Source organism: Corynebacterium sp. MSK218 (assembly GCF_030232655.1).
Lineage (GTDB): Bacteria > Actinomycetota > Actinomycetes > Mycobacteriales > Mycobacteriaceae > Corynebacterium.
Window position 1 is genome coordinate 38,994 of the sequence record NZ_JASPGN010000007.1, and the last position, 12,973, is coordinate 51,966.

Below are 12,973 nucleotides of genomic sequence, written 5' to 3' on the forward strand. Positions count from 1 at the left end.
ACTCAAGGTCATTTTTCTCCGAGCGTAACGGACATTTCGCGTGGATTTAGGAACCCCGACCCAGCCTTTTCTTACGCCTAGGCTGGGGTTCCATTCGTTGTCGATGTGGGCGTCGTATGTGGCTGGTCGCCGTTTGGGTGGCCGCGCCGTTTGAGTTTTTCTTTCGCCCAGGCAGCGCGTGGTGCTTTTCTCCTTGGCGTTCGAAGTCTTGTTACTTGGCTAACTCCAGTGGCGCTACAGGTTCTTCGGTGTGGGTATCGAGCCACCAGTCTGAAGGGTCCCAAGTTTTGTCCGTCATGGATAAGCTTTCAAGTCATGCCCGGAGACAACACGTCCATATAGCTCCCGCGGAGAAAAATAACCCCCTACTAACCCACCCACGAGGTTGGCAACCTATATAGGATCAGCCCAAGCATGCTAAAGACCTTCAATGACATTAAGGAGATCCAAAACAATGCAACCACAGATCCCGGTTCCAGCTCAGGTTCAAGCTCTCATTAATAACCCTAGTAATCTTCTGGGACTCATTGGTACCGTTCTGGGCATTATTTCCCTAGTTGTTGCAATCAGTGTCGGCCAAGGTCTCCCCGACGATGGGCAGGCCACGCCTAATGAAGGAGAATCAACGATTCAAGTTGTAACCTCCAGTGGTAACCCGGCAGGCGAATGTAAGCTTATTGGTCTTTCGCAGGAAAAGGTACACACGACTAATACCAATGGCGTGTACTTCTACGGGTTGGAGCCTGGTTCGCATACCATCAACGCATCTTGTTCAGGGCTTTCCAGCCTTTCCTCCGCGCGAGTGCTCGAGGGAAGTCAGGAAGTAACTGTGAATGACGAGCCGGTAATGGTAAAGATTGTTGTTAAGTAGACTGGCCCTAACTTTCTTGGTTCTAAAGAGCTAAGAGAAACAAGCGTGTGCCCCCAGGGAAACCTCCTGGGGGCACACGCTTTCAATGAACCACACCTAATTCGAGAGGGAACCGTGCTTTCGTACGCGCCCGTATGAGAAGCTGGCGCATTAAATGACAGCAGCAAAACAGCATTTTCAAACAAATGAACGCTTTTAAACCTCTGCCCCAAGAGCACCAAACGCTTATCTGCATGTGTTTACACGGGCAGTTGGCTGTAAACCTGTAAAGACCCCATCACCTTCAATGCACATCGCGATGATCTGTTTGAAGTTAGGCACAAGAACTAGCTTTTCCAAGTAGAAGTTGACGCAACGCCACCGAGTCGTGGCGCCTCCAACACCCCATGTAGTACCAAGTACGCGCTAGACGCCGCCAACAGTGCAGCCGGACACCCGCCAGCATTACTGACGGAGCTCCCTGTCACTTCCTGACTGACCCGCAACGCCCGAATACTCGCTAAGTTCGTCTCTGCTCAGCCAGGTCAAGCCCCTCATCAGAGAGGCTTTTCTCGCTCCGGTTGCGGGTGGGGACTAGAAATCTACGTCCACTGGATTGCGCTCGTGAAACGCGCAACCAGCATACCCGACCGGTTCGCACACTTTCACCGCGTCTACATTGGCCACACCCGCCAACCAGAAAGGGGTGTTGGGCTATTCGGCGTGCGTGAAAACGGAATAGTCGGCGGGGCGGGCACCCGCAGCGACGGCACGCTCGGCAGCCTTGAGGAAATCGGAGACGACCTTGCGGTCATCAAGGTTGCGCCCAGAAATGGACAAGCGCACGGTATTGCCGCGCTCAGCGGAGCGCTCTGCAGCGCGAATGATGTTGCGGCGCCACCACTTGGCCGAGCCAAAGCCCTCACCGAAAGACAAGTTGCGGGCTTGGTGTAGCTCGCCGGAGCGCAAGTCATGGATGCCTCGGGTGGAGGCAGCGAAGTCGAAATCAAACTCGGGAAGGACAGAGAGCGTGCCCTCCGACATGCGCCAACGCGGCGGCGCGAAAATCGCGGGCTCAAAGCCAATCTTGGCCATCTGCCGGGTCGCGCCCTTCAGGCGCAGGCGCGCCTCATGCGCATCCAGATTGGCAAACTCCGCGCGACGCCCTTGAACCGCCTGGTCAAAGCCATTGAGAATCAGCACGCGGCCCGATTCAGCTTGCTCCCGCAACCAAGACTGTGTCACCGCATCCTTAGCGAGGTGCCAGTTGCCGTCAATGTGCGGCGCCACCAGCAACGAAACAGGAATATCGGCTTTATCGAGCTGCTTGAGCAGACTGGAGGCCTGGCTTCGGGTGTCATCAAAAATACTGGAAATCGAAACCAAAAGGTGGCCATGCATAAGGAAAATTATCGCACAGCCACCGCGCCGCCGCGCGCCGAGCGGGGGTGAAGCTTAAGCCTCCGCCCCCGTCGCTTGGTTAATGAGCCACGCATACTCAAACGCGTTCTGCTTCCACTTGGCATAGCGGCCTGACACGCCACCGTGGCCGGCTGCCATCTCAGTTTTGAGGAGGAACTCGCCGCCGGTGGCGACGTCGCGAAGCTTGGCTACCCACTTCGCCGGCTCCACGTAGAGCACGCGGGTGTCATTGAGCGAAGTCAGCGCGAGAATATTTGGGTAGTCCTGCGCCTGAATGTTCTCGTACGGCGAGTAGGACGCCATGTAGTCGTAAACCTCAGGGTCATGGAACGGGTCACCCCATTCTTCCCACTCGACCACCGTGAGCGGCAGCTCCGGCATGAGAATCGAGGTCAGCGGGTCCACAAAGGGCACGTTAGCTTCGATGGCCTTGAACCTATCCGGCGCCATGTTCGCCACCGCACCCATGAGCAGCCCACCTGCGGAACCGCCTTCCGCCACCAAGGTCTCCGGCGTGGTCACCCGGCGCGCGATAAGGTCATCAGCCACCGCGATGAAATCCGTAAAGGTGTTCTTCTTCGCCAGCATCTTGCCGTCGTCGTACCAGTTGCGGCCCATCTCACCACCACCGCGCACGTGCGCCATGGCAAAAATCATGCCGCGGTCCATGAGCGACAAACGGAACACCGAGAAATACGGGTCCATATTCGCCTCATAAGACCCGTAGCCATAGAGCAACGTCGGGTTCGGCTGCGTGCGGTCCAGATCCGCGCGGTGCACGATAGACACAGGAATCTTCGTCCCATCGGGAGCCTCCGACCAGACGCGGTAAGCCACGTATTCGTCCTTGTCATAGCCGCCCGGGACTTCTTGCTCTTTGAGCAACGTGTACTCGCCCGTGGCCACGCGGTAATCAAAGAGCTGCGCGGGCTGAACGAAGGACGTATAGCTCACGCGGAGCACCGGCGCATCCCATTCCGGGTTGCCAGCCACACCGACGGTGTAGAGCTCCTCGTTGAAGTGAAGCTCGCTTAAGGGCGTCCACCCCTCCCGCACGTCCATCACCGCCGCACGGCCGATGCCGCCGCGGCGATAGCCCACGACGATCTGGTCGCGGTAGCAATCCACGCCCTCGATACGCACGGAGTCATCGTGCGGCATGAGGACGGTGAGATCGCGCAGGGTTGGAAGCTCATCAGCAACCGCGCAATACCCCAAGGCAAAGTTGGGACCCGTGGCGTTGTGGGTGACGACCCAATAGTCAGTGCCGCCCACCACGGCATGATCGACGTCGTAGTCCACGCCGGTCTCGCGCTCCCACAAGCAGCGGAACTCGCCCTCTGGGGTGGACTGCTCAAGTACCCACGCCTCATTCGTCGTCTTCGATCCGGAGACGATCATGATGTACTTCTCACTGCGAGTCGTGCCCACGCCGATGCCGAAACGCGAGTCCTCCTCGCGCATGACCACGACATCCTCCGACTGCGGGGTGCCCACGCGGTGGCGCCACACCGTATCCGGGCGCCATGCGTCATCCACGGTGGTGTAGAAGATGTACTCCTCCCCGACCCACGTCGCACCGTAGAAGATGCCTTCCAGACGATCCTCCAGCAGTGAACCAGTACGCAGGTCCTTGATAAACAGCTCAAAGCGCTCGTCACCAGCCACGTCGACCGAATAGGCCAGCAGGTCACCGGAATCGCTCACCGAGGACGCACCCAGGGCGAAGAAGTCGTGGCCTTCGGCGAGCGCGTTGACGTCGAGAAGCACCTGCTCCCCGTCGGGAGCGCCTTCCTCCGGGATAGTCGGCGGGGTCCACGGATCGGAGCCTTCCGCCACCGGGATGCGGCAGCTGTAGCCGTACTCCTTGCCCTCCTCGGTGCGGCCGTAGTACCAGTACTTGCCGCAGCGCTGGGGCACGGACATGTCTGTCTGCTTGATGCGGGACTTGACCTCAGTGAAGATGTTCTCCGTCAAGGTTTCCAGGTGCGCGGTGCGCTCTTGGGTATAAGCGTTTTCGGCCTCAAGGTACTCGCGGGTCTCCGGAGCGTCTTTCTCACGCAGCCACTCGTAATCATCGACGAAGCTGCGGCCGTGAAACTCTCGCGTGATAGGGCGCTTGGCAGCAATCGGTGCGTTCATTCAGCCTCCTTAAAAAGTGGTTCCGGACAGGCGCTCAAAGGCCTCAACATAGCGCGCGCGGGTGGCCTGGACCACGTCCTCGGGCAGGCGCGGCGGCGTGGACTCCTTGTCCCAGCCGGAGTTGGTGAGCCAATCGCGCACGTACTGCTTGTCAAAGGAAGGCTGGACCTTGCCTTCCTCATAGGTATCGGCCGGCCAGTAGCGCGAGGAATCCGGGGTGAGGACCTCATCGGCCAACACCAGAGTGCCGTGCTTATCGACGCCAAACTCGAACTTCGTATCCGCCAAAATAATGCCCTTCTCCTCCGCCAACGCGGCTGCTGTGGCATAGATACGTAGGGTCGCCTCACGCAGCTCCTCGGCTCGTTCGCGGCCGAGCTTGTCCACGACGACGTCGAAGGACACGTTCTCATCGTGATCGCCCTGCTCCGCCTTGGTGGCCGGGGTGAAGATGGGCTCGGGCAGGCGGGAAGCCTCGGTGAGTCCCTCGGGCAACTCAACGCCGCATACGCTGCCGGATGCCTTGTACTCCTTGAGTCCAGAACCGGTGAGATAACCGCGGGCGACGCACTCGAAGGGCAACATGTCGAGCTTCTTCACCACCATGGCGCGGCCGAGGACCTCTTCGGGGATGCGCTCATCATCGAGCGGGCCGGCGAGGTGGTTGGGGAAATCGATGGCGTCGAAGAAGAACATCGAGGTCGCCGTGAGCACGCGCCCCTTGTCCGGGATGGCGGGTTCCAGCGCATGGTCATAGGCGGAGATGCGGTCGGAGGCCACCATGAGCAGGGTGTTGTCGTCGATGTCATAAATATCGCGCACCTTGCCGGAGGCGATGTGGGTGTAGGAAGAAAGTTCAGGACGCATGACAACCATCCTAGCCCCGTCTACACTGCATCAAGATACGTCCCTATTCCGAGGAGTTAGACCACCATGCGCACTCGCGTGACCTCTCTTGTGACCTCTGCTGCGCTGGTGTGCGGCGCCCTGTCTGTGCCCGCTGCGCACGCAGCCGACGTCTCCGTGCGCGAGTCCGCCCACGGCCAGTGGCTGTGCTCGATGTCGGCGTCGGCGTCGGATCGCGAGCTGGCTCGCGACGTCCGCGAAGGCTACATCAACACCATCCGCGAAACCTCGGAGCAAATTCAGGCACAGTTCCCGAAGCTGGACTTCTCGGCGTACACCTCACGGGACGTGAGCAAGGCGCCGGGCTATACAGCGACGGTCGCCGCGCTGGGCAAGGCTGGCTACACGGGCGCGGACATGCTCATCATCTTGGTTGGTGCTTCTGCTCCGGAAGCACTCGTGGCGGACGAGTCGGTGTTGCTGCCTGAGGACGCCGAGTATTCCATCAACGCAGCAGCCGCCCGCTCTGAGAAGGGCCCGGCGCCCCTGCTGTCAACGGGTAGCGATTTCAGCCCTAAGCTTCGTGCCGCCCTGGCAGAAAACCAGGCGCAGGAGAAAGAAGCCGTCGACGCTTTCAACGCGGCTCAGTCGCAGGCCTTCGAAGAGTGCGTTTCTGAGCTGCGCGAACGCGGCGCGGAAGAGGGTATTCAGGAGGTTCCGGAGCTGACTATTCCGGGCGAAACCACGCAGGAGAAGAGCTCGTCTACGGGCGCTGCGGTCATTGGCGTGATGGTGGCGCTGACCGCGATTATGGTCGGCGGCTACCTGGCCTCGAACGGAAAGTCGATCGGTGCCTTCGGCGGCTTTGAGCTGCCGGTGCTGCGTGTACCGGGGCTTGGCTAATGGCAGTGGACCCTCGTTCTGACGAGCTGGCTGTCGTCGTGAGCGACGATGGTGCCCTCGTCCTCGGCCCCGCAGCTGAACTAGAGCGCTTGTCTGACAGTACTGGCTCCTCTCCCATTACTCCCCAGCTCCTCCAGCGCGCGGGCCAAGTGCTCACCGGCATCGAGGACTATCAGAAGGAGTCGGGACGGTGGCTCAAGCTCGACGACGAATCGGCTGCGTATCTCAAGCGCTTGGGAATGAAGCCGGGCGATATTCGGGCTGGTGTCATCCGTGTGAAGGACACCCCTCGCGGGGCGAAGGCTGCCAACGGTGGCGTGTTTCTCAAGCACGTGAAGTTTGACAAAGCCGGGTTGCTCACGCCTGCGGCGCCGATGGTGTTGGCGTCGATGATGCAGCAGATGGCCGTCGAGAAGCAGATGGCGCAGATGCAGACTTACTTAGAGCGCATCGATGCGAAGCTCGATGCAGTGTTGCGCTTCCAGCAGGACACGCTGGCGGGCGAGCTCGACGGCGTGGCGGAGACGCTTGCCGAAGCCGCTCTCGTGCTCGAGGGCACTGAAAAGGTTACCGATACGCAGTGGGCCTCCGTACAGCACCTCAACGCCGACCTAGCCAAACTGCAAGGCCGAGTTTTGCGGCACCTCACCGCAGTTGCCGAACGGATGGCGCAATCCAAAACCTCGCCCGGCAAGGTCAAGGAGACCTTCCAGAAGACCAACTCTGAGGCTCGCTTCGGCTATATGAGCTGGCCCGCACGGTACAGCTGCAGAACCAGATGTACATACTGCAGCTCAACCGCGTCACTGCCGTGGAGGGCGACGTGTCTGAGGACTACGTCGCGGCTGTTGGCAGGGCACGCGAGAAGCGCGCGGCGCGGTTGTTGGAAAGCCTGTCGGGGATTGCCGGCATAGCGCATGAGCTGGGCAGCTTCTCGACGTTCCGCAAGGCCATCGACTGGAACTCTCCCCGCGCCGTGCAGGAGGTCAACCGCTTCTTTGCCCAGCTGCGTGACTTCGCCAATGCAGCCAACCTGGCCGTCGAAGGAACGGAGGACTTAGAGCCCGTCCGCCACCTCGATGCCTTCCGCGAGCTGACAGCCACCGGCACCGCCCGCGAAGCCGCTGGTGTTGCGCAGCAGCGCGCCACCGAAGCCGGCGAAACCGTAGCCAATCGCGCCCGGCAGGCCTGGGGCACAACCCGCGGCGCCATCGAGTCTGCGACGAAGGGCGCAGACAACGCGCCGGATAAAACAGAAAATGACTAGATGGTCGTTTCGATCAAATAAGGGCCAGAAAATTCGATCTGGACAACCTTATTTGATCGAAACGTACATGGACCGGGCCAGCGAGGTACGTTTTCGTAAATAGTGCCCCCAAAATTGACTTTTTAGAGGGCTTGCGTGCGAAAACGTACCGAGCTAGAGGATGTCGCCCGGAGTGTAGGAGGCGGCATGCGGGTGCTGGTCCGCGAGGGCCTTGATACGGCCAAGCACCTGGGCCACTTGGGACTCGGCGGCGCCGATGAAGGCGTGCTTGTCGGAGAGGGCGTCGGCAAGCGCGGCGGCATCGAGCGGGAGGCGCTCATCCGCAGCGAGGCGCTCCACCAGGTCCTGCTCACCGCCGTTCTCGCGCATGTTAAGCGCGACAGCGACGGCATTTTCCTTGATGACCTCGTGCGCGGTTTCGCGGCCCACGCCCGCGCGCACGGCCGCCATGAGGATGCGGGTCGTGGCGAGGAAGGGCAGGTAGCGCTCCAGCTCGCGGTCAATCATGGCCGGGAAGGCGCCAAACTCAGCCAACACGGTGAGGAAGGTTTCAAACATGCCGTCGAGGGCGAAGAAGGCGTCGGGAAGCGCGACGCGGCGCACAACCGAGCAGAAGACGTCGCCTTCGTTCCACTGCTGGCCGGACAAGTCCGCCACCATGGTGAGGTAGCCGCGCAGAATCACCTGGAAGCCGCCGACGCGCTCGCAGGAACGCGCGTTCATCTTGTGCGGCATGGCGGAGGAGCCCACCTGGCCCTCCTTGAAGCCCTCCGTCACCGTCTCGTTGCCGGCCATGAGGCGAATCGTCGTGGCCAAAGAGGACGGCGCAGCGCCCAACTCCACCAGCGCGGAGACAGCGTCAAAGTCAAGGGAGCGGGGGTAGACCTGGCCCACCGAGTTAAAGACACGGGAGAAACCAAGGTGGTCCGCAATGCGCGTCTCCAGTGCGGCGAGCTTATCCTCGGAGCCCCCCATGAGATCGAGCATGTCCTGGGAGGTACCCATCGGGCCCTTGATGCCGCGCAGCGGGTAGCGGCTGAGCAAAGACTCCACGCGTTCGATGCCGAGCAGCATCTCGTCGGCAGCAGAAGCGAAGCGTTTACCCAAGGTCGTGGCCTGCGCTGCCACGTTGTGCGAGCGGCCAGCCATCACCAGCGTCTGGTACTGCGCGGCGCGCTCGCCGATGCGCGAGACCACCGCAATGGCCTTATCGCGCACCAGCTCCAGGGAACGCAGAATCTGCAGCTGCTCGACGTTTTCCGTGAGGTCACGCGAGGTCATTCCCTTGTGGATGTGCTCAAATCCAGCCAAGGCGTTGAACTCTTCGATGCGCGCCTTGACGTCGTGGCGCGTGATGCGCTCGCGCTCCGCGATAGAGGCGAGGTTGACGTTATCGACCTGCGCCTCGTAAGCGGCGATGGCCTCGGCGGGCACGTCGACGCCGAGGTCCTTTTGCGCCTTCATCACCGCAATCCAGAGCTGGCGCTCCAGGATGATCTTGTTCTCCGGAGACCAGATTTCAGCCATGTCTGGGGAGGCGTATCGAGCGGACAGGACGTTGGAAATGTTCTTCTTTTCAGCCACGTCGCTCATTATTCCACGCCGCGGGGCACTAGATACTAATTTCGCCCTTCGCCGCGCGGGCACCGATGTCGGTCCGGAAGAAGCTACCGTCCAGCTCGATGCGGCGGATGACGTCGTAGGCGTTGGCGCGAGCCTCTTCCAACGTGGCGCCCTTGCCCAGGACGTTGAGCACACGTCCGCCGTTGGAGACCACGCCGCTTTCCGACGTCGCCGTGCCCGCATGCAGGATCTTCGTGGGGTCTTCAAGGTCCGAAGAGGTGATGACATCGCCCTTGCGCGGGGAGGCCGGGTAGCCCTCAGCTGCGAGCACGACGGTCACGGCGTAGCCGTCTTCCCACTCCAGCGGTTCCAGCTCCGCGAGGTGACCGGTGGCGGTGGCGTTCAAGACCTCTCCGAGCGGAGACTTCAGCAGGGACAGCACCGCCTGGGTTTCCGGGTCACCGAAACGAGCGTTGAACTCGACAACGGCCGGGCCCTCCTTGCCCCATGCCAAGCCGGCGTAGAGCAAACCCGAATACGGGGTGCCGCGGCGAACCATCTCGCGGGCGACGGGGAGGCAGACCTCGTCGACGATGCGCTGCACGCCATCCTCCGGCAGCCACGGCAGCGGGGTGTAGGCGCCCATGCCGCCGGTATTGGGGCCCTCGTCGTTGTCGTAGGCGCGCTTGTGGTCCTGGGCGGGCAGGAGCGGGACGACGGTTTCACCGTCGACCAAGCAGAAGAGGGACACCTCCGGGCCATCGAGGAAGGATTCCAGCAATACGGGATTGCCGGCAGCGTGGACGGCGTCGACGTGCGCGCGGGCCTCCTCGCGGGATTCGGTCACCACCACTCCCTTGCCGCCGGCGAGGCCATCATCTTTGACCACAAAGTGCGGGCCAAAGCGGTCGAGGGCTGCCTCAATGTCGGCGCCTGCAGTGCCGGGGGCGAGCTGTTCCGCGCGGGCGGTGCGCACGCCGGCGGCCGCCATGACGTCCTTGGCGAAGGCCTTGGACCCCTCGATTTGAGCCGCGCTTGCCGACGGCCCGAATACCGCCACCCCACGCTCCCGCAAGGCATCAGTCACACCGTTGACCAGCGGGACCTCCGGCCCAATGACAACGAGGTCCGCAGCGATGTCGAGCGCAAGCTCCACCATGCGAGCGGGGTCATCCACCTGGGAGTACTCCGGGTGGACCGTGGCCTGCTGCGTATGCGCCGGGGAGCCCGGAGCGATGTGCAGATCAGTCACAGAAGGATCAGCTTTGAGGCCTGTGAGCAGGGCGTGTTCGCGGCCGCCCGAGCCAATTACGAGTATGCGCATGCCGTCCATCTTAACTGGCGGTAGCCTAGTGGCCATGTCTTCTGTATTTACTAAGATCATCAACGGCGAGCTGCCCGCTCGTTTTGTGTACCGCGACGAGAAGTGCGTCGCCTTTTTGTCCATCGAACCGCTGCGCTACGGCCATACCCTTGTCGTTCCGGTGCAGGAGGTTGACAAGTGGACTGATCTGGATCCTGAGACCTGGGCACACCTCAACGCCATCGCACAGGAAATCGGCGGCGCCATCAGCACCGCCTTCGATACCCCACGCGCTGGCTACATCATTGCTGGCTTCGACGTTCCGCATACCCACATCCACCTCTTCCCTGCGGAGAAGATGGAGGACTACGACTTCACCAAGGCCTTCGCCGCCGACGCTACCGACCCCGCCGCTATGGACGAGGCCGCAGCACGTATCCGCCAGCACCTCGGCACCGATGAGGAAGGCAAGCGCAGCTAGTCGGCCTGTTTAGCCTTCGGCAGGCACACCGTAAAAACGGAGCCGCGGCCCAGCTCGGATTCCACAGAGATCGAGCCGCCGTGCTGCTCCACCAACGACTTCACAATCGCCAGGCCCAAGCCCGAGCCACCAGTGTCTCGGGTACGCGAGGTATCCGCGCGGTAGAAGCGCTCGAAAATATGGGAGGCATCCTCGGGGGAGATGCCTTTGCCGTCATCGGAGACGTCGATAAGCACGTGCTCCTCATCGTCCCGGAGAGTGAGCGTGACGGCAGCATCCTCGCCGCCGTGGCGGATACCGTTGGACACGAGGTTGAGCAGCACCTGGTGGAGGCGGTCTGGGTCGCCGTCCACAATGGGGATGTCAGTGGCCTCGTTGTTGACGTTGATGGTGCGGCCAGCAAACGCCGCACGGGCTGAGGACCCTACCGACAGCACCAACTCGAGCATGTCCACCTGGCGCAAATCCAAACGGTTGCCCTCCGCACGGGTCAGGGATAGCAAGTCCTCCACCAGCAGAGACATGCGCTTCGACTCCGCGTCAATCTTGCTGAACACGAACTCCGCATCCTGCGTCGCACCCGAGCGATACAGTTCGGTATAACCGCGCAAACTGGTCAACGGGGTGCGCAGCTCGTGGGACGCATCGCCGACGAAGCGGCGCATCTGCTGCTCCTTCTCCTGCGCGTCGACGACGGAATTCTGCAGCTGGCCCAGCATGACGTTGAGTGCTGCGGCGAGCTGTCCCACCTCGGTATGCAGCGGCCATTCCGGCACACGTTTGTCCAAGTTTCCGGCCGCGATTTGCGACGCCGTCTTCTCCACCACCCGCAGCGGCCGCAAGGCCCTATGGATGAACCACATGCCCACGATGGCGATGATGAGCATGACCACCGCTGCGATAATGACCTGCACGATGGCTAGGCCTTTGAGAATAGAGTTCTCTGTGGTCATGTCCTTGGCCACGACCACCACCGAACCATCGGGTTTAACGGCAGCCACCGCGCGCCACTCGGTGTCGCCCTCCGTCGAGGCAACGCTCATCGGTTCGCCGCCGACGTAGACATCCCGGACATCGGGGATGGCGGACATGGGCCCGGTGGAGACCACGGAGCCGTTGGGGTAATAGGCAATCGCCACGTAATCCGTCGGTGGGCGGCGGCTGCGGTCCTGGGTGTAGAAGGTTTCGTCAAGGTTGCTGGCCCAGGAATGGAGGGCGTCGTTAAGCTCTGTGTCCACACGGGTATAGAGCACATTGCGCATAATCGACGAGACCGCCAGCGAGGACATCGCCAAACCGATGCCCGAGACGAGCACCATGAGCACGAGCAGCCACGTGCGCAGCGGCAGGGCTTTGGGGCGCTGGATGCGACGGCGCTGGGTCTTCTCGCTCACACGAGTGGCCCCGGAAACCGGGGCCTGATTGTTGGTGGTGGTATCGCTCATGCTCTCTTCAGCCTACGAGCGGGGCATGCGCAGAACATAACCCACGCCGCGCACGGTGTGGATCAGCGGGGTATCACCGGTGTCGATCTTGCGACGCAGGTAGGAGATGTAGGACTCCACGACGTTGCCGTCGCCGCCGAAGTCGTAGTGCCACACGTTGTCCAGAATCTTCGACTTGGACAGCACCACCTCGCGGTTCTGCATGAGGTAGCGCAGGAGGTTGAATTCGGTGGGCGAAAGCTCCACGATCTCCCCCGCCTTGGTGACCTCGTGGGTGTCATCGTTGAGGGTGAGGTCGGCATAGGTCATGGTGGCGTCGCCGTCCTGGTCATCCACCGCGTTACCGCGGCGCAGAATCACGCGCAGGCGGGTGATGACCTCTTCCAGGCTGAAGGGCTTGGTGACGTAATCATCCGCGCCAATGGTCAGGCCGTGGATGCGCTGGTCCACGCTGTCCTTGGCGGTCAGGTAGAGCACGGGGCCGTCGAGGCCCTCTGCGCGTAGCTTGCCCAGCAGCTCAAAGCCGTCCATGCCCGGCATCATGACGTCCATGATGTAAGCGTCTGGATTGATCTCACGCGCGATGCGCAGGGCCTCGTTGCCGGAGTTGGCGCTGTGTACGTCGAAACCTTGAAACTTTAGGGAGACGGTGAGCAACTCAACGATATTGGGCTCGTCATCGACGACAAGTACCTTGACGTCCTTCGAATCATCCATGGTCCCGCTTTGGTCCTTTCTCCGCTTCTCCTGA

Annotated in this window: 12 protein-coding genes and 1 pseudogene; 5 read left to right on the plus strand and 8 right to left on the minus strand. The window is 61.5% G+C overall.

Annotation, left to right across the window (positions count from 1 at the left end):
* Positions 1-54: 54 nt before the first annotated feature.
* Positions 55-271: pseudogene (locus QP922_RS07085) on the minus strand (IS256-like element ISCau1 family transposase); the annotation flags it as partial.
* A gap of 183 nt (positions 272-454) precedes the next feature.
* Between QP922_RS07085 and QP922_RS07090 the strand changes: the two are divergent.
* Positions 455-871, plus strand: a complete 417-nt coding sequence (locus QP922_RS07090; RefSeq protein ID WP_284808590.1) for a hypothetical protein — start codon at positions 455-457, stop codon at positions 869-871.
* A gap of 693 nt (positions 872-1,564) precedes the next feature.
* Here the strand turns inward: QP922_RS07090 and QP922_RS07095 are convergent.
* The 3 genes from QP922_RS07095 to QP922_RS07105 are packed head-to-tail and all read right to left on the minus strand — an operon-like array spanning position 1,565 to position 5,281.
* Positions 1,565-2,251, minus strand: coding sequence for a DUF2334 domain-containing protein (locus QP922_RS07095; protein WP_284808592.1), 687 nt, complete (start codon positions 2,249-2,251; stop codon positions 1,565-1,567).
* Between the two features lie 54 nt (positions 2,252-2,305).
* A complete protein-coding gene (locus tag QP922_RS07100) occupies positions 2,306-4,414 on the minus strand; it encodes a S9 family peptidase (protein WP_284808594.1) in 2,109 nt (702 codons plus the stop codon).
* 9 nt (positions 4,415-4,423) lie between these two features.
* Complete coding sequence (locus QP922_RS07105) at positions 4,424-5,281, minus strand: phosphoribosylaminoimidazolesuccinocarboxamide synthase (RefSeq protein ID WP_204099554.1); 858 nt, start codon at positions 5,279-5,281, stop codon at positions 4,424-4,426.
* 66 nt (positions 5,282-5,347) lie between these two features.
* Between QP922_RS07105 and QP922_RS07110 the strand changes: the two genes are divergently transcribed.
* From QP922_RS07110 to QP922_RS07120, 3 genes are read left to right on the plus strand one after another with little or no spacing between them, the layout of a single operon-like run.
* Positions 5,348-6,163 (plus strand): serine/threonine protein kinase, encoded by an 816-nt coding sequence (locus QP922_RS07110; RefSeq protein ID WP_284808596.1) that lies wholly within the window; start codon positions 5,348-5,350, stop codon positions 6,161-6,163.
* A complete protein-coding gene (locus QP922_RS07115) occupies positions 6,163-7,077 on the plus strand; it encodes a S1 domain-containing protein (protein WP_284808597.1) in 915 nt (304 codons plus the stop codon). Before QP922_RS07110 ends, QP922_RS07115 begins: the two co-directional genes overlap by 1 nt.
* On the plus strand, positions 6,987-7,430 hold the full coding sequence (locus tag QP922_RS07120) for a hypothetical protein (RefSeq protein WP_284808599.1): 444 nt from the start codon (positions 6,987-6,989) through the stop codon (positions 7,428-7,430). Before QP922_RS07115 ends, QP922_RS07120 begins: the two co-directional genes overlap by 91 nt.
* Positions 7,431-7,583: 153 nt before the next feature.
* Here the strand turns inward: QP922_RS07120 and purB are convergent, their stop codons facing one another.
* Positions 7,584-9,023, minus strand: a complete 1,440-nt coding sequence (gene purB, locus QP922_RS07125) for an adenylosuccinate lyase (RefSeq protein WP_239189002.1) — start codon at positions 9,021-9,023, stop codon at positions 7,584-7,586.
* Between the two features lie 19 nt (positions 9,024-9,042).
* A complete protein-coding gene (gene purD, locus QP922_RS07130) occupies positions 9,043-10,317 on the minus strand; it encodes a phosphoribosylamine--glycine ligase (protein WP_284808604.1) in 1,275 nt (424 codons plus the stop codon).
* Between the two features lie 34 nt (positions 10,318-10,351).
* Here purD and QP922_RS07135 point away from each other — a divergent pair, with 34 nt between their 5' ends.
* Complete coding sequence (locus QP922_RS07135; RefSeq protein WP_039676546.1) at positions 10,352-10,777, plus strand: HIT family protein; 426 nt, start codon at positions 10,352-10,354, stop codon at positions 10,775-10,777.
* Here QP922_RS07135 and QP922_RS07140 read toward each other — a convergent pair.
* On the minus strand, positions 10,774-12,222 hold the full coding sequence (locus tag QP922_RS07140; RefSeq protein WP_284808605.1) for a sensor histidine kinase: 1,449 nt from the start codon (positions 12,220-12,222) through the stop codon (positions 10,774-10,776). The genes QP922_RS07135 and QP922_RS07140 overlap by 4 nt on opposite strands.
* A 12-nt stretch (positions 12,223-12,234) precedes the next feature.
* Positions 12,235-12,939 (minus strand): response regulator transcription factor, encoded by a 705-nt coding sequence (locus tag QP922_RS07145; RefSeq protein ID WP_046649284.1) that lies wholly within the window; start codon positions 12,937-12,939, stop codon positions 12,235-12,237.
* Between the last annotated feature and the right edge of the window lie 34 nt (positions 12,940-12,973).